The organism is Paraburkholderia madseniana (assembly GCF_009690905.1).
GTDB classification, from domain to species: domain Bacteria; phylum Pseudomonadota; class Gammaproteobacteria; order Burkholderiales; family Burkholderiaceae; genus Paraburkholderia; species Paraburkholderia madseniana.
The window spans coordinates 22,720-47,587 of record NZ_VOSW01000071.1; the positions used below are offsets into that span (position 1 = coordinate 22,720).

17 protein-coding genes and 1 pseudogene are annotated in these 24,868 nt (G+C 57.3%); 8 read left to right on the top strand and 10 right to left on the bottom strand.

Features of this window, described 5'->3' with window-relative positions; genetic code table 11:
- Window position 1: 1 nt before the first annotated feature.
- Entirely contained in the window at window positions 2-619 is a 618-nt protein-coding gene (locus FSO04_RS30815; RefSeq protein WP_154565389.1) for a hypothetical protein, read from the bottom strand.
- Window positions 620-759: 140 nt separating this feature from the next.
- On the opposite strand from FSO04_RS30815, the gene FSO04_RS30820 reads away from it, so the two are divergent.
- Window positions 760-2,307: a hypothetical protein gene (locus FSO04_RS30820; RefSeq protein ID WP_154565390.1), complete on the top strand. Its 1,548-nt coding sequence runs from the start codon at window positions 760-762 to the stop codon at window positions 2,305-2,307.
- 415 nt (window positions 2,308-2,722) lie between these two features.
- On the top strand, window positions 2,723-4,114 hold the full coding sequence (locus FSO04_RS30825; protein ID WP_166618283.1) for a glycosyl hydrolase family 28-related protein: 1,392 nt from the start codon (window positions 2,723-2,725) through the stop codon (window positions 4,112-4,114).
- Between the two features lie 260 nt (window positions 4,115-4,374).
- Here FSO04_RS30825 and FSO04_RS30830 read toward each other — a convergent pair whose 3' ends face one another.
- Window positions 4,375-5,559 (bottom strand): polyadenylate binding domain-containing protein, encoded by a 1,185-nt coding sequence (locus tag FSO04_RS30830; protein WP_154565392.1) that lies wholly within the window; start codon window positions 5,557-5,559, stop codon window positions 4,375-4,377.
- A 135-nt stretch (window positions 5,560-5,694) separates the two neighbouring features.
- On the opposite strand from FSO04_RS30830, the gene FSO04_RS30835 reads away from it, so the two are divergent.
- Complete coding sequence (locus tag FSO04_RS30835; RefSeq protein ID WP_154565393.1) at window positions 5,695-6,168, top strand: hypothetical protein; 474 nt, start codon at window positions 5,695-5,697, stop codon at window positions 6,166-6,168.
- Between the two features lie 171 nt (window positions 6,169-6,339).
- On the opposite strand, the gene FSO04_RS30840 is transcribed toward FSO04_RS30835, so the two are convergent.
- The 4 genes from FSO04_RS30840 to FSO04_RS30855 form a co-directional block, all read right to left on the bottom strand.
- The gene (locus tag FSO04_RS30840) at window positions 6,340-6,606 is read right to left on the bottom strand and encodes a hypothetical protein (RefSeq protein WP_154565394.1); all 267 of its coding nucleotides are present in this window, start codon (window positions 6,604-6,606) and stop codon (window positions 6,340-6,342) included.
- Window positions 6,607-6,920: 314 nt separating this feature from the next.
- Window positions 6,921-8,000: a hypothetical protein gene (locus FSO04_RS30845; RefSeq protein ID WP_154565395.1), complete on the bottom strand. Its 1,080-nt coding sequence runs from the start codon at window positions 7,998-8,000 to the stop codon at window positions 6,921-6,923.
- A complete protein-coding gene (locus tag FSO04_RS30850) occupies window positions 7,981-8,463 on the bottom strand; it encodes a hypothetical protein (RefSeq protein ID WP_154565396.1) in 483 nt (160 codons plus the stop codon). Before FSO04_RS30850 ends, FSO04_RS30845 begins: the two co-directional genes overlap by 20 nt.
- 58 nt (window positions 8,464-8,521) lie before the next feature.
- Window positions 8,522-8,713, bottom strand: a complete 192-nt coding sequence (locus FSO04_RS30855) for a hypothetical protein (protein ID WP_154565397.1) — start codon at window positions 8,711-8,713, stop codon at window positions 8,522-8,524.
- Window positions 8,714-9,956: 1,243 nt separating this feature from the next.
- Between FSO04_RS30855 and FSO04_RS30860 the strand changes: the two genes are divergently transcribed.
- From FSO04_RS30860 to FSO04_RS30875, 4 genes are all read left to right on the top strand, one after another.
- On the top strand, window positions 9,957-11,303 hold the full coding sequence (locus FSO04_RS30860; RefSeq protein WP_166618284.1) for an alpha/beta hydrolase: 1,347 nt from the start codon (window positions 9,957-9,959) through the stop codon (window positions 11,301-11,303).
- Window positions 11,304-11,679: 376 nt separating this feature from the next.
- Entirely contained in the window at window positions 11,680-12,810 is a 1,131-nt protein-coding gene (locus tag FSO04_RS30865; RefSeq protein ID WP_267905062.1) for a trypsin-like peptidase domain-containing protein, read from the top strand.
- A complete protein-coding gene (locus FSO04_RS30870; protein WP_154565400.1) occupies window positions 12,810-13,910 on the top strand; it encodes an effector-associated domain EAD1-containing protein in 1,101 nt (366 codons plus the stop codon). The genes FSO04_RS30865 and FSO04_RS30870 overlap by 1 nt, the downstream gene beginning before the upstream one ends.
- Before the next feature lie 3 nt (window positions 13,911-13,913).
- Window positions 13,914-17,870: an effector-associated domain EAD1-containing protein gene (locus FSO04_RS30875; protein ID WP_154565401.1), complete on the top strand. Its 3,957-nt coding sequence runs from the start codon at window positions 13,914-13,916 to the stop codon at window positions 17,868-17,870.
- A 153-nt stretch (window positions 17,871-18,023) separates the two neighbouring features.
- On the opposite strand, the gene FSO04_RS30880 is transcribed toward FSO04_RS30875, so the two are convergent.
- From FSO04_RS30880 to FSO04_RS30890, 3 genes are all read right to left on the bottom strand, one after another.
- Window positions 18,024-18,206 carry a hypothetical protein gene (locus FSO04_RS30880; protein WP_154565402.1) on the bottom strand — a complete coding sequence of 61 codons (183 nt, stop codon included), beginning with the start codon at window positions 18,204-18,206 and terminating at the stop codon, window positions 18,024-18,026.
- Window positions 18,207-18,604: 398 nt separating this feature from the next.
- Window positions 18,605-19,495 (bottom strand): hypothetical protein, encoded by an 891-nt coding sequence (locus FSO04_RS30885; protein WP_154565403.1) that lies wholly within the window; start codon window positions 19,493-19,495, stop codon window positions 18,605-18,607.
- A gap of 93 nt (window positions 19,496-19,588) precedes the next feature.
- Complete coding sequence (locus FSO04_RS30890; protein WP_154565404.1) at window positions 19,589-21,220, bottom strand: S53 family peptidase; 1,632 nt, start codon at window positions 21,218-21,220, stop codon at window positions 19,589-19,591.
- 458 nt (window positions 21,221-21,678) lie between these two features.
- Here FSO04_RS30890 and FSO04_RS48640 point away from each other — a divergent pair.
- Window positions 21,679-21,869: pseudogene (locus FSO04_RS48640) on the top strand (hypothetical protein); the annotation flags it as partial.
- A gap of 105 nt (window positions 21,870-21,974) precedes the next feature.
- On the opposite strand, the gene FSO04_RS30895 reads toward FSO04_RS48640, so the two are convergent.
- Window positions 21,975-24,221 (bottom strand): hypothetical protein, encoded by a 2,247-nt coding sequence (locus FSO04_RS30895; RefSeq protein ID WP_154565405.1) that lies wholly within the window; start codon window positions 24,219-24,221, stop codon window positions 21,975-21,977.
- Window positions 24,222-24,868: the final 647 nt, after the last annotated feature.

A 24,868-nucleotide genomic window follows, 5' to 3' on the forward strand; every position in this document is an offset into this window, starting at 1 on the left:
GTTAGAGGTGTCTACGGATCTGCGATGTGAATTCACCTGGCGCTACCTCTTCAATTTGCTCGGCGAGGGCGATGGAAATTCTCAGACTGTCGCCGCGGTATTTTTCAAAGATTTTCCGATGCTTCAAGACGAAGGCATCACCTGTAAGGTCAGGGTCGCCGGCGAAGATGCGAGAGGCGCCGATAGCAATTCTGCGTAGATACAGTACTTCTTCCATCTTTCCCAGGGCGGTCACCGCGACTGTCGGAAACGCCGCGAGCATGTCAGCAATATAGCGAAACTCTGCCGCCGCATCAGGATAGATCGTCGTTTCGACTCGATTGGATTTTTCAAAATTCGAGAGGACGCGTATCTGTGCCAGTTCCGCCGCGAGCTGCTGCAGTCCGAGGAGTTCTCTCGCCTGGTCCGCAATTGCGATCCGTGCAAGTCTGTTCCTTTCAGCCTGGATCTGGTATCTCGCCACCCCAAACGCGCCTATGACAGCGGCCACTGTACCTACCGCTTGTGCCCAACTGGCCGCTGAGGAGCTATCCGCAGGTGGAAACCGAATAAACCATCCGATACATGCCCCGGCGAAAAAGGCTGCGGCAAAAAGAAACTTTCCACTTAGATGACCCATACACGAACTCCGATGCTTGTTATCTGCTTCGCTGGCAATTGATACGACGTGCGGTGCTTGCGTGACCATGGATTAGCCTTATCGTCTCGGCCGTAGGAGTGTCGAACGACCGAACGGCCTTTTTGGATGAGCGCCCTCACGTGATACAAATCTGGGCGGACTATCTTGACAAGCGGGCGGCCGGTGCGATCGCAACACCAATTCCGAACGTTGCCTGGGTTCACGCCGAGTCGCAAGTTATTTGCACAATTCAAAAAATGAAGAACATCCTTTTTACATTCCTGCTGCCTTACATTTCCACTTCGCTAGGCGCTGCGTACAACATTCAACAAGCGCTTGACGGTCTTGGATTGCATTCCATCAACTTTGTGGAGCGCGATCCACAGGGCGGTATTGTGACGAGCTACTGGTCTGCACAAGAGGCGACGATGCCCATTTTCGGCTTGCTCATTGTGGGAACAGTCTGCATCGCTTGCTGGACGATACTATCCGGCTATGTCGTCGCAAGAAAAAGAGGCGCTGTGTATGCGAGTGCGCTAATCGTAGTTCCCGGAGCCTTGAGCCTTGCCTCGCTTTGGCCCGAGCTTTCCCCCGTGCCGGAAAGGTACTATGCCGAAAGTGCAGGGGTATACGGAAGTACGATTGGGACAGTGACGTTGGTCATTGAGGGGATGTTGCTAGGGTGGAGCACGTCGATTCTGCTCGTCGACATTTGCCGCTTCAGAAAAAACTTCTGGCACCTGTACGATCACGTTTGGACTGCATTGGGCCTTTTGGCGGCCATTTTCTTTGTAGTAGACGCGCAGACGAACGAGCACATCGCCGAGTGGCGGGCAAGTTCCAGCACCTCTCAGACCGCAAGCGCGTACCTGCTTAAGCAGACCATGGCATATAAGGCCTGGTGCCGCGAAAGTGGGCACGACAACACATTGTCATGCCAATGGGCTTCGGACGTACAGCAAATGCTGCTGGAATACACGACCGACATCCCCGTGATCTTTGAGGCGTTTGGACCGAAGTCGTCAGCAGATCTGTATAAAGGGAACGGAAGGCAATTTGACGCTCAGGATATCCTGACCATCCGACGAGAGATCGCTGCATACAACCGGGTGATCTGCCCGATCCAGGACCTGGGCAAGGGCGTACAGAAACTTGCACCTACGTCAGAACGTTGTCAAATGACGCCCCCCATGTTCTGTACGGCATATCCTGATCCTATCGACGGCAAGATCAATCACGACGAGATGCTTGCGACTATGGCGATTTCGAGCGAGTGCATCATTCCTGCACTGGTCGACTTTCGCAACACTCAGGAGCGTCTCAATAAACAGGTTAGCAGCGACACGAGAGGGAAAACCTATAGGTGGCTTTACTATCTGATCTTTTCGGCCCTCGTCGGCGCAAAGATCGCAGGCTCCACGGTCAAGCTGGTAGAGATGGACGATAGAGAAGACTCGGAAACACGTCGTGGCTTTTATGCCCTGCGCAAGCTCGCCGTGTTGCCGCTGCAATTCATTCGCTACATGTGGCGATGGATTTGCGCATGCTTTGGACTGATGCATAGACTCGCGTCGATCCTCATTCACAGCTTGCGATGGTTATCGACACGCATGTATAGGGTGTTCGCGACACGCCGCACAATTAAGTCAGAAATCGGGGAGCAGTCGCGCAAGCGCGACTCAGAATAGGGAAACGGCACAGTCAGCGCACTGGAGGAGATAGGCGGGCTCGCCAACGCCGCAATTCCGCAATCACAGGTTGGCACAGCACCCGGAGATACCTGCGGAAAGATGAGTAGCGCACCAAATTCACGCTGGTCCGGGTGGCAGGCCATATCCAACGTTGGTGAGAGTGCCGACCGATAGCGAACACGTCACGATCCTGCCGCGATAAAGGGGAGCGTGGAAAGCACAAATCCTATGTGTTCTTTCCTCATCCATTCCTTTCGCGGCGTGTGTTATGGCAACTCCTCAACAGCAACTTTCCTCCTCAATTGCCGCGCTGTCGGCGTCAATTGCTGGGCTCGCTCCCGGTTTGCATCCGGCGTCCGAGCTCGTCACGCCAACAACTTCTATCGCGGCGTTACGCGCTCTGACAGGTGCAATGTTCCCCACTGTGCTGGTGAGAAACTACGACGGCGCGAGTACGGGCGAAACGCAGGGTGTCTACGTATTGGACGCCGACGATTCGACGAGTCCCGATAACGACGGAACGATCATCGTCGCCGCCGACGGCGGTCGCTATAAGCTGCAGATCGATGGCGGCGTCAGCCTTAAAAGGTTTGGCGCAAAAGGAGATGGATCGACGGACGATACGCGGGCGGTGCTCAACTGGATTGCGTTCGTTTTTGCTACCGGAATTACCGGATATGCCCCTGCCGGGACGTATAAGGTTACGCAGCCGGTCGCGATGGACTGGGGTCCGGTGGCAACGACGGGCGCGACATTCGTTGGTGACGGTGCGGCGCAGTCTGTCTTTGACCTGTCGTCCGTCACAACGAGTCCGGCGTGGCTGATGACCGACACGACAGGAAGCGACGCCTGCTTCTACGGCACGTTCAAAGACATAGGCTTCATCGGCGACGTGCCCGGCCCATTGCTCCAGATCGGCAACGAGGACTACAGCGATGCCTTCAACGAGTTCGAGATCAAGGTTCAGGTCAAGAACAACAATACGACGGAGAGCGCCTGCGGTACCGAACTCAATGGCCTCTATAACTGCAGCGCGTTCCTGGTTAGCAACTGTCATGGTCACGGGGATGCGCTTCGGATCAGGCAGACCCAGTTTTCGCACATCTTCGGCAGCTCAGGCAACGCGGATACCGCCATCCACCTGACGGGCGGGTACAGCTACGGCAACACGTTCATTTCCCACGATTGTGAGGTCGTGAACACCTGCGTCGTCATCGATGAACAGAACGTCTCGCAGAACACGTGGATTGGCGGACAGTTCGTCTGGTCGAACGGCAGCGGTCCTGCCGTCGCGGCCATCAACGCCACGAACGGGAACAACAACCGGTTCGTCGGTATCAACCTGGCCTCTCCCGGTTCGTGGACTGCCGCCGGCGGCGCGGTTGGCGTGTTGCTCGATAACCGCGGCGTGGGTAACTACCTGTTCGGCCAGGTAACGGTCAAGCCTGTCAGCGGTGACGGCGATCTGATCGTCGACTCTGTAACGGGGAACATCGCTCAGCTGCTGTTCAGAAACAATGGCAATTCTGCCTGGGGATGGACCCGCGATACAAGCGGCAATCTGCTGCTGATCCGGTACAACCCCTCGACCGGAGCCTCGATTGACACGCCCATCGTGATCGAGCCGTCGCAGGGCGTGTCGACCTTCAAGAAGGCTTCTCTATCTGGCGTCGGATTCTTCGGCGCTGGCGTGAGCACAACGCGGCCGACGGTCAGCGGAGCAAAAGGCGGTAACGCCGCACTCGCTTCGCTCATCCAGCAACTGGCGGCGCTTGGCCTGATAGCGGATAGCACTACTGCCTGATGCCCTCCGTGGCCTGTGAGACAGAGTGCGACCCCAAGCTGACATCGAGAATCTTGAACTGAGTTCCTACAAAGCAGTTATTGGACCAGCATTGGCCTAGGTACGCGAGCTGCCCGATCACCACCTGCGCGGGAATCTGTCGCTCCTGGGATCGGCATAGCCTTACGTCCATTGAGACCGTGGGCAACAGACTAACGGCCACCGTAGCGGCCGAGCCATGGCTGAATATGTGAGCAGCACGCAGGGAAGTCAAGAGGTACTCAAGCGTCGGATATCTGGTCCGGCTCCCGTCCATCCAGGGCGCCGAGGGATTCTCGAAGTCTGTCTATCTCCTGATCCAGCGCGGCAAGTTGAGTCAGACCCGCCGGTGCCGAGAACAGCGTCGGATGCGGCGTTGGGAGGAGAGCACACAGTTGCTTGGCATCCGCTGGTGTCTTGTTGAACGCTTGCACATAGGTCAACTCGCAGATGTGACCCTGCTGCGCCGGATCGGACCAGCGCGCCGTCGCTGCGGCCAGAACTTGGTTCGGGTCAGCGTTCGGACTCGCGGCCATTGCCACCTGCCAGCCTGCTGCGATCAGATCCTGTTGCATGATGCGCATCGATCTTTGCAGCAATGCCTCTGGTGTCTGTGGCGGTTCGTCAGGCTGCTGCTTTGCCGCGTTGTAGATGAAACTTGGGTGATTCGATCCGAGCACCTGAACCAGCGGGCCGCCGTTGACCTGCAATGGCTTGGTGGTCAATACGGCGAGGTCAATGCCATAGACAGACTTGAGCCACTGCTTCACTGGCGCGCCGAACGCTACCATGGGTCTAACCGACCCATCGGTCCTCGGAAGCCACAACTTCATCAAGTCGGTGATGTAGCCGGTGTAAGAATCATAGATGCCCTGCAAGTCCCGGCCTGCATCAGAAGGCGCGGCGATAGGCGCAATGTCGATGATGGTTTGATACTGCATGGTGTCCGCTTCGACCGCGCCGTTCTCGACAAGCAGTGAAGCCCATCGTGTGGTCGTGTGGGCGTTCAGGTAGTCCTGATCTTTCTCCAAAACATAGTCTGGAGGAAAGTGCAGGAGCTGGATGCTGCGGTGGCGTACCATCGCGAGCCCATGGGGTAGCAAGAATCGCCAGTTGTATCGCCACTTGCTGGCGCCATTGAGCGCAATGCTGCCTTGCAGCGCGAGCGCCCCAGCAGCCAGGTAGTCCGGAAGCAACTGGCCGTACGCTCCCTCACCGTCACCCGACAGAGTCAGCATGACCCGGCCGCCCAGAATTGCGACAGTCGCGGCGCCAGTGAATCCGTCTCGCTTGAGGGTCCACCCGACCCAGATTTCAATAGTCTCTTCGAGAGTTTGCTTGAGGAAACCCACCTCGTTGAAGTTGTTCGGATACGAGTAGAGCAGCCGAACATGCTCTTCGTCACCCAAGTCGAGACTTGTCGCCATAAGACCTCCAGAGATCGAAATCACTCGCCTATACACACCGGGCGTTAGGGGATGATAGTCCGATGTATTCCCCTGGCATGGTATCGCCGCATAGCGGACTTTGGCGAGCGGCTGCTTGTGGCCGGATGCCATCTCATGCAAATTGCATATCCCGCTTTGCTCCTGGACGACGTTGGTCGGGTGCACGCGACCCCGAACAGCCCTTTAGATTTGCCAATAGGAGCCGTCATTTCAAGTACGCTACGTGCTATTGAGAATTTTAAGCGTGTCACTCCGATGAAAAAAACCATTCTGATTGTTGCCGCAGCGAGTCTCTGCGGATGCGCCAGCACCGCGCCAACGAAAATTGGCGCAGACACCTACTACGCGTCCAGGACAAATACAGCGGGGATCTTCGGCGATGTGTCGGCTGTAGCTGGTCGTTTGATGGGCGAAGGGAACGAGTTCTGCGAGGGGATGGGCAAAGAGTTTGAGTTGGTTACGCAACACGTGACGGATAACATACCGGGCGTCCGGCTCGGTGGCGCTTCGATCACGTTCAGGTGCGTCGCCCACGCAGGTAATCCCGTGATGCGACCTGACAACGGCGTCTCTACTATTCAACAGTAGATAGCTCTGACTATCGGCCAGATGGGCCGTATTGCACAGTCGCTATCTCTTCTGCTCGACTGCGGCACTCGCGGACAAGGGTGCTTGCGGCGCCGCGGGAGTCAGTGGTGTCTGCGTGACAAACAGGGTTTGTTCATTCGGCGGAACGACGATAGCGCGGTACGCAGACCGTTAGTAATCGTCCTCGTGATGATCGTCGTTGCGATGACCGTTGTTGTGGTGATCGTCATGTTGACCGTGCCAGCCTCGATCATCGGGGTGCTTACGCATCCAGTCGTCGTGTGCCCAGTAACGATGGCCGTCGTAATACTGGTCGCCATGCCAACCAACTGTAATTCCGACAGGCGCAGGCGCAACTACCATCGGGGATGGGACGATGCAACCGGTGAGGCCGATCCCGAGGCTCGCAAGGAATGCAGACGCGATGAGAGTTTTCATACTCGTTCCTTAAAAGGTTTCGAAACAGACGGTGGATACCGTGCCTCTCTCAACGTGCCATCGGACGCCATTGTTGACTAATGTCAGTATCGCTAACGATATTTAACAGTTCTGTTTTTAATTATCGCGTCAGTCAATGGGAGTGGGAATGTTCCTGCTCCTACATAAGGTGCGTAGGAAGATTCCTATTAATACATAACCCACGTGGCGAAAGCGTGCTCCCAAAGCATGCGCTGCTGCTGTGGCTAACCGTGATCGAGAACGTCGGGTTCGGGCGCAATCTGCGCGGCATGCCCTTGCACAAGCGCTTTCGATTATTCGATACGCAGCGAACCCGCCATTTGCTTGATTACAGGCGACCAGGTCGCCTGCTCCGCGACGGGATAGGTGAATTGCACGGCGACGAGCGTATCGCCGTGAATGATCATCTTTTCATAAACGATTTCGTTCTTCGGCGTCTGGCAGGAAAACGCGACGAGATCCCGCTTGCTGACCTCGTAGCTCGCCCGCGCGCCAGCGCAGGGAAGCTCTTCTTCGCTGTGCAAAATTTGCGCCGGTGTGTCTTCGTTCGCGTTGAACCGACCCCAGACGGCGACTTGCGTCTTACCCGATTTCGCCGAAAAAACGACGCCGTCGCTGTTGTCAGCTTCCCGGCCAGCGAACAGCAGGTCGTCAGGATAGTCAATCGTGTACGCGTAGCGCACGTTTGCGTAAGTCGCAGCCGGTTTGCCGGCCTGCTTGCGCGGCGGATTTGAAAGCTTCGCCTGCGGGCCGGCGAATACCATGAACCCGACGCCTTCAGCGCCGAGACAACGAGGTGCGGCGCCCGACGGATGTTCCAGAACAAAGTCGACAAAGCGCGGATGCGCAGTATCGATATCGAGCTCGATGTCGACGAGGCCGTTGGCACTCGCGTCGCGGAACTGGTTGAGCGTGCCCCAGTTGCCGTTCGGCAGGGCTACGCTGGTGTCGCCCGCGTCGTCGGTCGTCGAGTAAAACTGTGCATTGCCCTCGAATACGGCGTGACATTGCGCAGACGCAGCGAATTCGACGCGATAGTGCACTGAGCGTCTGCCGTCGATCGCCGGTCCTTCGGCAACCGTGACGTCGGCCGTTTGCCCCTGTTCTTTCCAATGCAGCGTTGTGCTTCCGATCGCCGGTGCGCCGGATGTTCCGGCGGCCATGCAAGCCGGGCCGTTTGGGATAAGACAGGTCGTCAGCAGGCAGGTCGCCAAGGCGTTCCGGATCGGCATATGCAACAGATGGGCAAATGGACGGGCGATGATCGCACGTTCGACGAGCGGCGTCGATATGGCGGCGCGCGATGCATGTCGACTATGCGGCTCGCGTTTGTCCGTGTTCGAGAAAAGGGGGCTATGTGTTTCGGGAAGCATTAGGGGCTGATTTCGGCTGGTAGCAGGTGCCGTCGCGCAGCATAGACTCCAGTTCGGCGTTGTTCCTGCGTCCGCGTACGATACGTCTGGTCGCCCAGATGACGCCAACGCCTGCAAGCGGAACGGCGACGAACAGAGCCAGATGGAACATCATCGTTGCGAACACCGCCATTATCGCCAGGACGGGGATGGCGAGAGCGGAATCGTAGACCGTGGGATCGCTGGTGATGACGTTGCCAGATACCGGATCGATCCACGCGACGAGCGAGCGCTTGTCGGTGCTCCTGAACGCTCCGATCGTCCCTGTGCGGGAGTTGGGTTTGATCAATCCGCGCACGTCTAGCGTGTAGATCGTCACGCCATCAATGTGAATACTCAGCGATGTCGTGTCGCGCGTGTGGCAGCGGTAGTAGATGTCAAGATCGGCTATCGGCATGATCCTGAGATCCCGAGCTTCGATCATACGTCGTCCTGTTACCGCGTGTGTCGCGACCGAGGCGGGAACCGCCGGGTTCGCTTCGTTAGAGAAGCCGGAGGTGGCGGATTTTTCCGATCTGGGGCGAGCGCTTCAGGATCAGGTCAGTGATGTATTCAGGCAGGAGTGCGCGGGGCACGTTGGCTGGCACATCGTCGACGAGCTGCGACGGCACGTGAACGATAAAGTCGTCCGGTGCACTTTTCAGGCTATGTTCGTAGCTGACGCGGTAATCCATGATTCTCCTGACCCGAGGTTCGGTCGTTTCGTGGGGATTCTATCAGCGGAAGAGATGGGGAAGCCGGCAGGGCGCTGACGAACGCCTGTCATGCTCGCGGCAGGCAAAAAAAAGATGACGGTCTCGATGGCAGGTGCGCCGGGTAGCGCACCTGCCTATGCCGTCCCGCGAATCGCCTTCAGCCGGGGCGCTTGAGCGCATCGACGCGCAGGGACTCGCATTTCGGGCATTCGATCTGAAATCTCAAAGGTCGGCTTTCGCTGTCGTCTCATGCATTGCAGTTATTGACTGCGCCCGCACACACCCGCCCGTCTAGGCTTGGCTACCCGCACTGCTCCGGGCATCCGCGAAAAAATCCCAGATGGGCCGACGTCTTACTGCTTCTTCGAGATCCGGAGTCAGGGAGTTGCGTCCATGTCTGCGCACATGGCGCGGACGTTGAAACACGCGCGAGTCAGGGCAGGGGACCTCGCAAGATCGCGGTGGCGTGACTGCAGTGCCGCAAACGAAGTTGCCGCCTTGGTGTTGCCTGACAGGGCCCACACAGCCTGTTGCTGCGATACGTATGCATCGTTCACACTTTTTCCGCGTTGAATGTCGCGGCGGATACCCAATATGGTCCTGCGGAGTGACTCTAGGTAATTCGCCGCTTAGAGGTCGCTCGTAACAATCTGTACTGGCACCTCGGTTCGAAGGGGGCGTCGCTTGCCCGCCCACGGACAGACCGTTCCGAATTTTTCTCGAATGACTCAACCGGGGCGCATTCGGTCCAATAGCGAGAGCGTGCATTTGGATCTCTCATCCGTGTGCACTACAGAAAATAGACCGAAAGCAACCGCGGCATGGCTACCATTGGTGGTCCGGATCAGTCCAAGTGCCTAGCTAGACCCGGCGATCAGACTGGTATTTCGTCAAAGACGGGGACCATCCGCTTGCACTTTGGAGCGCAGCCATCTATACCTTCAACGGTGGCTGTTTGTTTTAGGCGACTCCGCATGTGTATGCGGCTCTTCGGCGGAGCCCCAACGCCGCGGTCAGATTCGCATCGCGCGTACTGCCTCACGCGCCCAGCTTTGATGTGACGTCCAACAATCTTTCACCTTTGACCGATTGTCGGATGCCATTGCGTGGGCACCTATCTACGTGGTTGTCCTTTTATCGGCGACGGGGTTGAGCGTCGCGTGCTTTGCACGGTTGTCGGTCTCCGTAGTAATCGGTGGTTACCCTTGTTATGGAGGTCGAAATGCATGCGGTCTTCTTCATTCCGGGGATCATGGGCACGCGGCTTCTTGGTGCTGACGGGCAGGAAGTGTGGCCACCAACCCTGATCGAGACCCAAGTCGGCTATCGCCGGACCGATCAGCTTTTAGCGGAGAGCGTCCGTCACGGCGAGATCATTCGCAACGTTTCATGTTTTAGCTTTTATGGACCGATACTCGACCAGTTGAAGGACCTAGGGTTTCGGGAAGACGGCGGACATAAAAGACTTTATCAGTTTCCGTATGACTGGCGAAAGGATCTGGAAGATACCGCACAGTTGCTGGCTGACCAGATCGATGCCGCCGAAAGTGCGGGCGCGAGCCAAATTTCCCTGGTTGCCCATTCGATGGGGGGACTAGTCGCACGCCTTCTTCTCGAGGGCGGAAAGTACGACCAGAAGCCCTGGTACGAAAAGGTTAAAAACCTTATTGCGCTTGCGGTGCCGCATCAGGGGGCACCACTCGCACTGGCGCGAATTCTAGGTGTAGATAGCAGCTTGGGCATCAGCAAGAGCGATTTTCAAAGAATTGCCGGGGATAGTCGATATCCGTCTGGATATCAGCTGCTTCCGTGCGCGGAAGAGGGCGCTTGCTGGGAGCAGAGTACCGAGGGTCTCCAGCCAGTCGACTTTTTCAATCCCCTAGTCGCGCAGAGGTTAGGACTAGACTCCGAACTGCTCGAACGTGCGCGCTATGTTCATCAGCGTCTTAATACAAAGCCGCCCCCGCAACATATACGATATTTTTACTTCGCCGGCACCGGCCACGAGACAGTCACCCGGATCAACGTTTATCTGGATGACGCAGGGAATGTTGATCGGGATCGAATCATCGTGACCAGGACGAATCATTCCGGAGACGGCACCGTTCCTATGTGGAGCGCGCTACCACGAGCTGGTCAAAGAGAGGTTGTAATTGGCGAGCATTCGAGCGTTTTTGCGGGGATGCCCTTCAAACGAGTGTTTTATCGTCTTCTTGGAGGTAATCTCGGCTCCGCGCTGGAAACCCTTGGTGAACGTGACGATCCAATGCGTCTCTCGATTGCTTCGCCGATCGTTGAATGCGGATGCGAGTTCGAGATTCTTCTGGTGCCGGGGACGCCGATAACCGAAATCGTGGGGAAGCTTGTACTTCAGTCCATGGAGAAGGATGGCACGACGATACGGGGTGAGGAAACCTTGGCAGACGTAACCTATCGCGGGCCACCAGTCGCCAATTTGCGTCTGGTTGTCGGACCACTGCACCACCCAGGCTTGTTCCGGTTGGCTTTCGAGGGTGCGCCACGGAACGTCGCGCCGTTGGGTTTCGCAGTCGCAAGGCTCGAGCCCTGAGATCGGCCCCGGACCAGTGAGGCGATCGCGTAGTGTGCGTTTGGAAACGGTCGCAGGCGTATGCGTCTGGTAATTGATGGTGTGCAAGAGGTTTAATACGATAGTGGCGTTGCTCTGCTTCCACCTGGATTCAACATCCTGACGTCACCGACGTGAATCGCTCGTTTAGCTTTGCAATAGACAAAGCCTGGAAGCGCCTGATCCATTGACGCGGCCCCAACAACGCGGTTTAGCCCCGTCATCGGTTGGTTAAATTGGCAAACTATGTGTATGTGATATGTAAAGTTTAGGTATGTCGGAACTTGCACTGCGCTGTACAAACCGCGAACGAAAGTGGCGAGGGGCCGCCACAAGGAGAGGCGCAATGCCGCGGCTGATGGAAAGAGGGAGTTTGAAACCGGTGGACAGGCTTACGATGCGCAAAGTTTTGCGCGATGCGTTCAAGACACCACCGCGTATGAAGGATCTCCTGCTCGCGATAAACCGTGACTTCGACGACTACTATGGCATGGGCGACGATTATCCAGAGGCCGTGCAGAAGCTTGTCGACAGGGCGAACGAAGAATTATGGTGGATGGAGCTATTGGCCGCCGCTCACACTGCGAGGCCTACTGACCCGCTTCTTGCAGAATTCGCTGCGGAGTTTAACCTCGCGCCAATTCCGGTCGAGACGACCGCGCGCGGGACGGAACGCATCCCGGCAGGTGACCTTGAGGCCAAGGTGCGCGCCGCAAACCCGATGCTCGATGTCCTCGTCTGGCGAACGCGGCTGGGCGAGATCGAAGGGCGTGTGTGCCGCGTCGAATGTCCCCCCGGCAAGGCGCGCGGCACCGGCTTTCTGGTCGGTCCGGATGTGGTGATCACCAACTATCACGTCGTGAAGGACGTGATCGATGGGACGTGGGCGCCGGAGCACGTGCTGCTGCGCTTCGACTACAAAGTACTATCCGACGGCGTGAAGCTCGGTGAAGACAAGACCTATAGTCTCGCCGCTGACTGGCTTATCGATCACAGCCCCTATAGCGCGCACGACCTGGAAGCAATTCCAACTGGCGAGCCGGCCGTGGACGAGCTCGACTACGCGCTCATGCGGACCGCTGGCGCGCCGGGACGCGAGCCTCTTTTCCCGGGTGATCCGAACTCAGCCGCGCGAGGTTGGATCGAGGTACCGCCAGGGCGTGCAGAGCTCGACTTCGGGAGGCAGAAGGCACTCTTCATCGTTCAGCACCCCGACGGTAAGCCGATGCAGGTCGCGCTCGATACGGATTCGATCACGGGCGTATTCGGCAACCAGACCCGCTTGCGCTATAGAACTAATACCGAGGGCGGTTCTTCGGGGTCTCCCTGTTTTGGGCCCGACTGGCAGTGGATTGCCCTTCACCATAGCGGCGATCCGATGTATGGCGGCCCTCAATATCCGGCGCGTTGGAATCAGGGCATCCTGGTGTCGGCCATCGTTAATTTGCTGGAGCAACGCGGCAAGCTCGTGGCTTTAGGGAGCAGATGATGGCTTACGTCAAGTTCACCGGGCCTCAGTTGCTGGAACTCTCTACGGCATTGAAAGACGCGTTCGACCAGGCAGCCTTGAGCGATCTGCTGACTGGAATGAATCGCGACTTCGTTGATTACGCTGGATACCCTCCTTATAAAAATCAGGTGAGGGCCATCGTGACGAGCGCAGCGCAGGAATATTGGCTCGACAAGCTTATTGCGAATGCGCTGGCGGAACGTCCGGAAGACGTCGTGTTGCAACGGATCGAGAGCGCTCTCAATCAAGTCGCTTTACCGCAAGACTTCGACCCTTTTGAGATGTGCTGCCTGAGCGGCGAGTACGTTATGGTAAATCGCAAGCATTTGCGTTGTGCGCTGCGGGGCATGAGCGCGCCGCACGGCAAGCGCATCCTGATCGTGCGCGATAAGACACCGCCAACGGACGGCGCGCTCGTTTGCACCAAGACAGGCAAGAGCCTCAGTGTGCAGTTCATTTCCGCGCTCAAGCAGCAATTGCACGGATTCGAACTCGCGTGGATCGACTTGCGAAATTTCAATGATCAACTTGGCAGCGGCGTGCAGATCCAGCCGCGTGATCTTGGAGTAAAGCTTGTTCGCCTATTGGGATACGACGTTAGCAAAGTTCCGCCCGAGCCGAAGGATTCGCAGTGGTCGCGCTGGACGATCGACTTCTGCGACGATTTCGAGGCGCAGACGCATGGTGATGGACGCAGTGTCTGGATTGTCATCGATGAATTCAACAAAGTCGGACTGCCACAGGCTACGCTTGACGTCGTCAAGCAGCTTGCTGCCAGGGTTGCCGTGACGCTGACACAGTTCCGGCTTATCCTGCTTGGCTATCGTGACACCTTTGTGCCCGCAGTGCTCCCTCACGTTGAAGAGGAGACTATCGACCGGGCGCTTTCCGAGCGCGATGTGGTCGATTTCTTCATTCGCGCGACGCAACAACGGCATCTGATCATCGATGACGAACGGATAGTTGAGGCAGCATCCGAAGCGCTCATGGGACTCGATCCCGGAGCGGACGCGTACCTTGAGGAAGTTGGCAACCGAGCCCGCGTAGCACTTGCGCGCTTCTCTCCCGAGGGGGGCTGATCGATGTCACCGTCCTTCCGCGCTTCCGAAATCCCCGAGTCCCAGATTGATGATCTCTCCGCGCGTGTCGCTGCGCGACTCGCGCGCTCTGTGCCGAATGGTGCTGCTGCGGCGGCGACCCCTAATAGGAGCGCCTTCGAGGAGAGCGCGTCTGTCCTAGCCTGGTTCGAACCGGCGAGACTAAAGCCGCTCTTTGGAACAGTTTCGGACGTCGGTTGTGATGAAGAGATCGACCACCTGCTTGGCGTTTCGATTCGAATTACGGATGCGCAAGGCATTCGACGCTGGGCGCTGCGTCCGGACCTCCGAATCGCTTGCCTTCGGGAGTTGCGTGACCGAGGTGCTATTGAGGCTGCGCTCGCCGCCAATGAGCCGCCACAGTCTGATCCGGTACAGCAGGCGCTCGAGCACGGGCTTCGGGGCGAATCGGTGCGCCTTGAGGACCAAACCCTCAGCGAGCTACAGGCCGGATATGACGTCGCAACCTGGCTGCAGGCGGCGGGATTTACGGTGTCGCCCGCGCCTTGCGAGATCACGAACCGCGTGGAATGGTTGACGCTTCTGCAGCCGTTCGAGCACCTGGCAGGCGAGCATTTTCGCGGGCGCAATGAAGAGCTGCGACGTCTGCGAGCTTTCGTAGGTGTCGTGCCGCCGCGCTCCTATGTCGACGCGGCGAGAGATATCACCGGTTCCGTCGTCAATCGTGTCGCTGATGTTCTCTTGCGCCGCTCCCCGAATTTCGCTCTCATGGTCTCTGGACCAGGCGGCGTCGGCAAATCGACACTCGTTGCGCGCTTTATTCTTGAGCACGCCCGCGCACATGAAAACGATCGCTTCCCGTTCGCCTACCTCGATTTCGATCGGCCGGACATTTCTCCGGACGAACCGCTTACGGTCCTCGCAGAATCAATCCGACAGCTTGGTGTGGAGTATCCTGAGGTACGTGACACATGCGAGCGGCTGCGGGTAATGTGGTTGGAGAAAATTGCGGCCGAGAGCGGGGCGCCGGCGATCGAGCGTGGCCCTATGATGGCGCGGATTCGCGCAGGCGCCATCCGCGACGCTGCATCAGCCTTGACTCGTCTGATGGGCGGCGATCGTCCCTTCGTGCTTGTCCTCGACACGTTCGAGGAGCTGCAGTTTCGAGGGGATCATGCGGTCAATGAGCTCTGGGAATTTCTCAAAGCGATGAAGTCCACGATGCCGCCCCTTCGCATCGTAATCGTGGGCCGTGCCGCTGTCGAAGGAAAGCGCATCGAGTCACTTGTACTTACGGCTTTCGATGAGTCCTCCGCTATTGGCTACCTTCAGGCTCGCGGTATGCGCGACTCACATATTGCGCGTGAGATCTTCCAGCACTTCGGTGGCAGCCCGCTCACCCTGAAGCTCGCGGCCGAGCTCGCGCTTCAGGACGACGCATCGCCGGAGTCGTTGGGCGTGGCAACGCGTGATCGTTTTTTCCGCCGCTTGAGCGAGGAGAACATCCAGCGCCAGCTGTATCAGCGCGTCCTCCATCATGTTCACACTCCAGAGATTGAGAAGCTGGCCCATCCGGGTCTCGTGCTTCGCCGCATCACGCCGGAACTGATCTTCGAAGTGCTGGCGAGGCCGTGTGGTATTGCGGTGAATTCGCTTGAGGAAGCGCACGTGCTGTTTCAGAAGCTCAAGCAGGAAATTTCGCTCGTGAAGGCCGATCCTGACGGCGCGCTGCGTCACCGCCAGGACCTCCGTCAACTGATGCTCGGTCCGCTGCAGGAAGACGAGCCCGCGAAGGCTCGCCTGATCCACGAGGGAGCGGTGCGCTTTTATGAGAGCACGGAGAGCGACATGGAGCGGGCGGAAGAGATCTATCACCGACTGTCGCTCGACCAGCCGCCTGAGCTGATTGACAGTCGGTGGCGGCGCGGAGTCCGACGGCATTTATGCAGTGCTTTGGCGGAATTTGATCCAGTTCGGCGGGCATTTCTGGCTTCGCGGCTCGAGGTGCCAGTGGACGCGGAAGCACGCGCGGCGGCTCGGCTTGCGGATTGGGAGCGAATCGTCGCGCGTAGCGCCGCGACGTGTCTCGATGACGACTACGCCGAGGGCGCATTGGAGCAAATCGCGGAACGTCCGCAGCGCACTGCCGCGAGTCCGCTGGTATCAATTGAGGCGGCTGCGCTGGTGCGTCTGGGGCACATCCAAGAAGCACTTCGGGTTCTCGACCGGGCCTACGATCGGGCGGTTCGCGGGGAGGAGAGCGACGCCGCCGTGTTGCTTTCGTTGGCTTATGCCGAATACGTGATCCGTTTCAGGCAGTTCGGAAATGCGGCAGGGGCTTATCAACGCTTAATACATGTAGAGAAAAGTCATCATCTTTCCATGACGCAGCGCGTCCAAAGCATGGGACAGCGGATCTTCCTCGGTGAGCTTGATCAGTCGTTGCGGGTGTCGCCCCCGCTGGGCTTCGAACTCGGCACCCTGATTGAGAAGGTGTCGAAAGCGGTGCTGGGCCGCTCACCTGCGGCCGGGCAATGGGCCGCCGCGGCTCCGGGGGAGGCTGCGCACTCGCGCGTCGTCGCGGTGGTCCGCGCAATTGGCATCCCGCGCGCATCCGATGCGTCGATGCGTGGATTTGCGCTAGCGCTAACGGGCCTCGACGTCGAGTACTCCGCTGCTACCGGGCTTGAACCGGGAGCGCTCGCCCGCGCGTTGAATGTCCCACTGAGTGACTCGCTCACCGAGTCGTGGAGTGCGTATGTGCTTGAGGCGTCGCCAGCACAGCTGAAGCACACCGTCGAGGCTGCGCTTGATCTCGACAACTCGCCTAATCGCGCGCAGCTGATCTCGGCGATTCAAGAAGTGATGGCCGATGCGCTCGGGCTCATCAGGAGTCACCTGCCCCACCTAGAGGTGCCGCCTGACGACGTGACGGAACGTCAGAAGAACGCTGGACTTACTGGCTCGCAGACGGCGGAATTGATGGCCGCGATCGTCGAGGCCTTCACTCTCGACGACCTACGTGCGTCGCTGCGGTACCGACTTAATCGCAGCCTGGAAGTGTACGGGACGCCCGAGCAGCCTTTCAACCGAGTAGTTTTTGAGCTCTTGAGTGGGGCCGAGCGAGAAGGATGGCTCGTAACGTTGGTCACTACTCTTCTTGAGGCACGTCCCAACAATGAGCGCATTGCGCGCGTCGCATCGCGCTTGGGAATCTCGACGGTCACGGGCGACGCAAACCTTAGGGACACGCTCGAGAGCATTGCCCATGGCTCGGGGCCAATGGTCGATCCTGATATTGTACGCGCGCGCCTTAGCCAGATTGAGCGCAGCGTATGCCGGGTCGAGCTCAACGGGAAGTACGGCACCGGATTCCTGGTCGGACCTGACCTACTGCTCACTGCCGATCATCTGATCGGCTCGACGACCAACGGCGCGTCTAGAATCCATGACGCGATTTTCAGATTCGACTATAGAACCGACGCAAACGGCGAGACGCTTACGCAGGGCTCCCTGTTCCGGGCGCGGGAATCGCTTTCGGATGGCGGATTGCGCGGGCTTGACTACGCGTTGTTGAAACTCGACGGGGCGCCGGGTGCGCAGCCGGTCGGTGGCGTAATAGCTGAATCGAAGGCTGTTCTGCGGAAATGGATTGAATTGCCACGACGGTTCCCCAAGGTTGAGCGTGGGGAAAGAATTATGATCGCCCAGTCGACGGGTGCCGGTCCGCTTGCGATCAATCTAGGTGTCCTCATAGCGGATCGTCCGCTGCACTATCGCGTTGACACGCAGCTGGGTTCGTCCGGTGCTCCCTGCTTCGACGCTCGTACGCTCCTGCCTATCGCGATGCACGTGGGAAAAATTGTCCGAAGTGACGAGAAAACCGATTACCGCACGTCCTACGGCGTATCGCTCGATGCCGTGGTCAAAGACCTTGAAGAGCAGAATCTCGGCAATTTGATCTTTGCGCGGTTTCGGTGATGAAGGGCGATGTAATCGCGAAGTGAGGCGCTCAAGTTCTATCGGCAAGTTGACGGATCTACGCTTCAAATGCGTGCGCCGTGCCCACATGACATGCAATAAGGAAAAAGTCCGGTTGTGAACCCCCCCCGGGAATCGTGGAGGCTGGTTGGTTTAAGTCAATTCGGGCACAGCGGCATTATTGCTAAGTTGCCGGCGGTAGTTTGCCTCAGCTTCTGCGTGAAAACTGGACTTCTCTAACCAGTCGCGGTCGATCTGCCCTTCTTGCTCGCCGCACTTCAGACGGTTGCGGATGTCCTTTGCTACCGTGTAGATCAAGCCAAGCCATTCGATCATGATGAGTCTCCGATAACAATCCCGACTTCAAGATGATTTCCGATGCGGTTGACGTTGGGTGGCGCTCCCGGATTGGGCCGTTCGCAAGCGAGGCGAGGGAAGCTTCCATCGTCAGTTCAAAGCGGATTTGACCAATATGCGACATTTCAGCAAGCTGCATCAGGAACGGCAGAAGGATCGCTCTCGACCTGTGCATCGGAAGCATGGAGCAACTCTTCTCCCCCCTCCGTTCTGATGACGTAGGCATGGACGTGTCGCAGCAGGAGCTTTTCGGCAGTACCTGACATCGCAACTGCCTTGGAGTCTTCATACACCCAACCTCAGCATATCTTGGACTTCATTCACCCTGAAGCTGCTAGGTTCGTCCGTAGCAGATCCATATAAAGTATGAAGCGCATTTACGGAGTAAGAAGGCGTTGTAAGATCATGCGCGTCACGTTGTCCTGAGCTACCTTGCCTGCGGCCTGTACTGCAAGAGATGCGGCACTTTGGGCTGCTGCGCCAGGTGCTGCCGTCGGAACAACTCGTGCGATCGAGATAACCAACGTGTCCTTGTTTGTTCGCAGAAAGCTCAATAAGCCTCCCGATGCTGGATTTAGACCGGCAAAATGTGTCAGAGTCCAGTTGGGTCCGCCACCGAGTCCGTAGATCAAAGTGAAGTCCACGGTCGAGCCAAAGTTGGGCGCCAGTGCTGCGCCACCGGTAAGGGGATCGTTGGGAAGCGAAGCCGTGCCTACAGCAATTGCCGGAATTTTATAGGGGTACTCGTTCTGATATGCGAACCCGGTTTCATATTTGAGGCCGGTGCTAATGATCTCCTCAATGCCAAGACTGCCTTTCAAGCCCGATCCATTGCTCTGGTTCTGACACTCTTTGAGACTTTGTTCCGTGGGCGTATTTTTGTCGAATAGTAAAGTGAACGTTACATTGAAGTTCCGATGCTGCTGCCCGGAAACCTGTCCACTCAAGGCTGCAGTAAAGTTTGTTCCTGTCGCGGCTAACGGGTCAATGTAGCTTAACGAGGGATTGACGCCCTGATTGTCAGTCACGTCTAGCGTCAGGTTGATGTTTGCGACGTATTGCCCGTCCTGCAGGCCAGCTAGGGGGCTATTCGAATCCTTGGCTTTGTTCACGGAAATGAGTACCTCGCATTGAATCTCATCCAATACATCTGACACTTTCGGACTCACTTTCTCGGGAATAAATGGGCTATCAAATTTTGGCAAGGTTGAGCAACCGCACAGCAGCGTGATTGTGCTTGCGAGCACCAACCATTGAATTTGCTTCATCGCGCCCCCGTAGTCACTACATGTCCAATGCGACCTCAATTTGCTGGCGGCGACATTAGCCGCTTGGCGATAGCACGGTCCGTTTTCAAAGATCTACGGCAGGTCGTTGAGAATTGCAGTTCCGTCCGGCGTCCCAAGGCCCGTGCACGCATCCCAGCCCGGGCCGGCGTCATAGCCTTGGACGGTATCTGTAATCGCGTTCGTTCCGACCGTGACGTCATGAACGACACCGTTTGCGGCCGCGCCGTAAAGGAAAGGATTCAGGAACCCGACGTTTTTTTGCTTTGCTTGGTTGATCTTCGCTATGAGGGCGGCCATGAGAGGTGCGACCGCGCTTGTTCCACCGGACGCGCCCTCGTACGTATCAACGCGGGTGAAATAATTCGTGGCGCTCATCGCGATGTCGGGAACACCGCGGCCAGGCTGCCCGTTGTCTAGAGAGACTGGCAGATTTGCGTTGGCTTGATAGTCTGGCACGGGGAATTTCTCACTGACTCCGCCTCCACTTGCCCACCCACCTCCACCGTATACATTCACGTTGAACGGCGTGCCGTCGTTCCAGGTCACATCCTGACCGGAAGCAGAATCGATCTGGGTGCCGCCGCAGGCGAGCACCAAATCGTCACTCGCGGGATGATCCACATGAATCTTTCGGTCGGTCCATTGGCTTGCACTGAGGTCGGCGGTTCCGTGATCGCCGGACGAGACGCAGACGGTGATTCCAAGCGTGCCGGCTGTGGCAAATAGCTCGTGGTACGCATCGAGGGCTTGCTTGTCGACGTAGTCTTCCGGCATACCCCAACTTATCGAAATGACCCCCGGCTTTCGTTCCGAGTCGTGAACGGCAGCACTTATGGCATCTAGCATGCCTTGGTCGCCATTGTTGTTAGGGGCGAAATATATAACGATGTTCGCCTTCGGCGTTACAGCCCCTGCCACTTCGATATCCAGCATCACTTCGCCATCGGCCGAATCTCCGGATGTAGGATTGTTTCCCGCGTGGTCGACGGAGACTGAAGAAATGTCCGGAACGGGTGAGCCTATTTCCTGAAAAAATGCCTGCAGGTCACTATTCTGGTAGCCACCGCCCAGTTCGATGATGGCGATTGTTTGCCCGGCTCCGTCCAGTGTTGTATCCCCTAGCTCGACGGGAAAGTTATAGCGGGAGGCGAAAACTGTCGCAGCCACGCCGTTCTGTCCACCGGGTCCATCAAACGTCGCACTCTTAAGGCGGTGCGGCGATCGGCTTTTTGGGCGGGTATCTAGTCCGAAAACCCCCGTTATGACGGACTCGAGGGTTTGTGGGACAGAGATCTCGCCGCGTCGTCCACGATATGTTCCCGTTGCGTGGTGATATAACTGGACGTCGGCATGAAACGCCGCCAGCAAGTCCCCGAGCCTACCTTTCAATACGATCGACCGTTCTATAGCGCTCCGATGTACCACTGTCAAATTGTGCGCGTATGCGAAATGCTCGATTTTGTCGAGATCTGCGCGGTCCGCCCCGTGTTTCTTCTCCAACTCTTCAAGCGTGAGATATTTCCTTCGCGCCAACGGTTTGCTTGCGAGTTCGTACGCCTTTGCAACAAGCGCGCGAGGATCTCCCACTGAACGGACGCGCACTGTCACGCTGGCTATTTCCTTGGGATCGATGGGGCCTGCCGGTCGAGAATCAGGTAGGAGTGTTCGTTCGCTTCCACGGATAGGTACATAGATGGCGACCATTAGCACTTCTCCATAGTCTTTAAGAGCGAAGTTATGTGCGACCCAGAGTACTACGCATTTGATATCGCGAGGGCTCAACAGGCGAGTGGTGTTCAATTTGGCAAGCTACTGTCGAGGCGCTAGAGTGTTCTTGTCTGCAAATGACCGTCCTTCTTCCGCCGCGAACACCGATTGATTTCCGCTTACGTCGTGAATGAAGATCTGGGTATGTTTTGCGTTAACTTAAAAAGTAGTGATGCTAAGTATATGTTTGAACTAAAGCTCTAGTTGATGTGTCAGCCCCTGGATTCTCGCTCAACGGAAATTCCGATGAGCCTGAGCAATGATTTGCCAAGGCGGCTTAGGTGCGCTCGTGTTCCCTAATGATATTAGGAGAATAGTTGGGAAAAGCGACATAGGGTAAACCTGTGAAACCTGCAATCTTTACCTCTGCCGCCTACCTTTGACGTCACGAAGGCACCCACTACGCAAACGTGGCAGTTCTGGGCGACGCCGAAGAGATCGTCGTGAAGGCTGCCAACGACAAAGGTGAGATAGTTGCCCGTGGATCGATCATCCAAGGACACGGGACGCGGCGTGCGCCATTCTTGAAGGAGCTAGGGAGGCGTTTCTCCGGCGCGCTAAGATGTGTTCGGTTACCTTGCGCTGATCGGATACTGCGATGTACTGGAGTCGGCTCTCAACTTATATTGAATCGTGGTTGAGGTTGCTTCTGCAGTACACCGGTCGCCAAGTTCAGTCGGTGGCGGGCACGTCATCGGCCCCATCGGACATCAACATTCATGGTGGAAGACTCCGTTGGATCATTCATCTCACCGCCAGACCAGCGTGCTTGGACCTTCCAACGACCGCGATCCTGCGGCACTACACTGTCACGGAAATTTCCGTTTTCGTCTGTTAGTACTAGGTGTGTGATGACCGTCCCGGAAGGTGAACGATATTCGACTATCGTTGGACTGTTTGCTGATTTTGGCGAAACCGCTCCTCGTATCGCGAGCGGCCGGTCGATGTGCCCGATGCACGGGTCCAACTGGCCACTGTCGTCGCCCTGTTTCTGCTTGCAATGTAGATCGACGGAACCTGGTCCCGCTGTGACCTTCGCCAGGATCGTTATCGCGCCAAGAGCCATGTAGTGCACTCCCGGGATCAGGTTTGCGGGCGTGTCTTTGGGAATGCGCCCTGTGTCGGTCAGCATCTGTTGTTGCATTCGCACCACGACGGGGAGCTCTGCGTGCTGCCCCGGACGCCGTTTTGCAGGCGGCGTCACCAGCACTGTTATCACTGCATCTTGGCCAGGTTTGAGCGTAACTGCAGACGGCATTGCTTGTACTTTCCAGTCGGGCAGCGACACCGCGGGCGCCACGAAGTACGTCTCTGGCATCATACAGCTCGGGTCGGATGCAATTTTGAATTGCGTGCGGACGCCGCCGCGTTCGATGTCCTGGTGATGGAACTGAAATGCGAACCGGGTCGAGGTATGGATTCGGTTCGCCGGACCGCTGGCGACCGCTTCGACGCTTACCGACCCGACTTTCGCCGTTGTCCATTCCAGCTCTGCCAATGCGCTAGAGCCGGCCACAAGCTGCTTGAGGTTGACGGTTCCCAGATTCGGCCTTTTCGGAGCCGCCGCGCAAACATTCGCAATGACCGCCGGCTGCTGCACACTCACACCCACGTTCACGTTGTCGACGGCTCCTGTGCTTCGATCGTGCACGCGAACAAAGATCTGGTTTTTATGCCCGGTCCAAGGCGGCACCAGCGGAATCGGAACACGGACCCTCGCATCTGCGTCAATAAGATCGTTGATCGCGATATCGCTTGAAATGGACGCTGTGTCCTGTGTTTGCGCGAGGCCGTTCAGGATCGCACTACCAGCGAAGCGGATTATTCGTTGTTGGGGTGGCGGAAGCGATTCGAGATGTGCGATCGACACGCTGCATTGCCGTACTTTGGCGTCTCCGCCGACGTAGCCGTTGAATCGGATCGACAGCCCCAAAACGGAATCGCTGAACGTTTGTCCCGGTTTTAGCGTGGCATTTGTCAGTTGGTCCGCCGGAAACAGTGTTCGCTCTACATGGTGCGCAGGTGCTCCGGGAATGTCACTAACACTGAACTCGTGGATGTTTGTGATCAATACCCCCTGATCGGGGATTGTGCTTACGGGGATCGACGGGAAGGGTGAGGGCACGTCACCGCCGATCGGCTCCCGGCACTCAACAAAGTAGCCCGAGAACGTCGGCCACGAAAGGTCCCCGATCGAGAGTCGAATTACATTGGGATTGGTGTCCGTGGGTGGCACCTCCAATGGGTTCATCAGAAATGTCTGAGTAAACGGGCCTCCGGAAATAAGATCGAAACTGGGTGTATTGGCCGCGTTGATCCAACCTCGGCTCACCCTTGAGTAACCCGAGAACTGGGTGAGCGAATACGATATGCCCATAATGTCCCAGCCGGAGATGCATTCGGCTCCGCTTGCGGGTAAGGTTGAATTGAATGACGTAAAGCTGAAATACGCAGAGCAGTCCCCATAGTGCGACAGCTCGCCTGACTGATGCCCCAGTTCATGCATCAGGGACGTCACCCCCGAGTCCGTACTGTCCTCGTTCGCCCAGCTTGCGCTCACCACCAGGTTTCCGAGGGCGGTCCCCGTTGCAATGGTGAATGGAAAGTCATTGCCAAGGCTCTGATCGCCAAAGGAGTGGACATTTTGCAGAATGACCAGGCGGTTGTACGACGGCAAAACTTGGCACACAAAAAGCAACAGTGGATTCGAGCAGATCGATTGCACTACGTTCGCGGTCACATCGGGAACGAGTGCATAGCTCGGGGGGATGTTAGTGGTTGTCTGATACCAGTTACCGTTGTTTCTTCCATAGTCCTGCCAGCTATGCGGTGCAGGCCACCAACCGTCCGCAGTCTGTGGGTCCGACAATACCGTAAATTCGAAGCTCGTCTGACCGTAGCTAACCTGCTGCCACCAGGAGCCTGCCACTGAATTCAAGAGGTTTTCCCACTCGGCTGGAGTGTGCCGTGGCGCCCCGACATTTGCCGCATACCAAGCGGACTTAACGGGACAGGTCTCGGTAGAATTTGGACACGGGCTGCCCACCGGGAACTCGACAGGGATGACCAGTACCTTCTGCAGCCCGAGTGGCGATGAAGTAAAAGGTTGATCAGCAAAGGCACTTGAACAATAGAGCACTATTGTAGCGATCGTTGAGAGTAGTGGAAGCAGTCGCGCTAGAGCAATCATTTGAGTATCTCCGTCTGTCTGTGGGCGCCAGAAGCAGTCTTCAACGACAGCAATTGCCGAACACCGGATCGATTCCCTCGTTTGCGAGATGGGTCGATGCTTCTCTTGGTCCACAATGCGTCGGGAAAATCCTAGATCGTCAGGCCGAGCGCCGCTGCCCCGACCTTGGATTCAAAACTCTGCACCTATAATTTGCGTGCGCCTCGATCGGATCAAGAGCCTGAGCTTAAATGCATGTGAAAGGATTGGTGTGCGAATTCCAGCAGGCTGGGGGGCGACAATGAGTACGTCCGGTGTACCGACATTCATCTTGGCCGGTAGTGAGGAGTCGGAGGCGGCGTAGCCGCCGAAGACGACGAACTGCCGGCGGCGCCGGATCGGCGGGGCTTAGGATG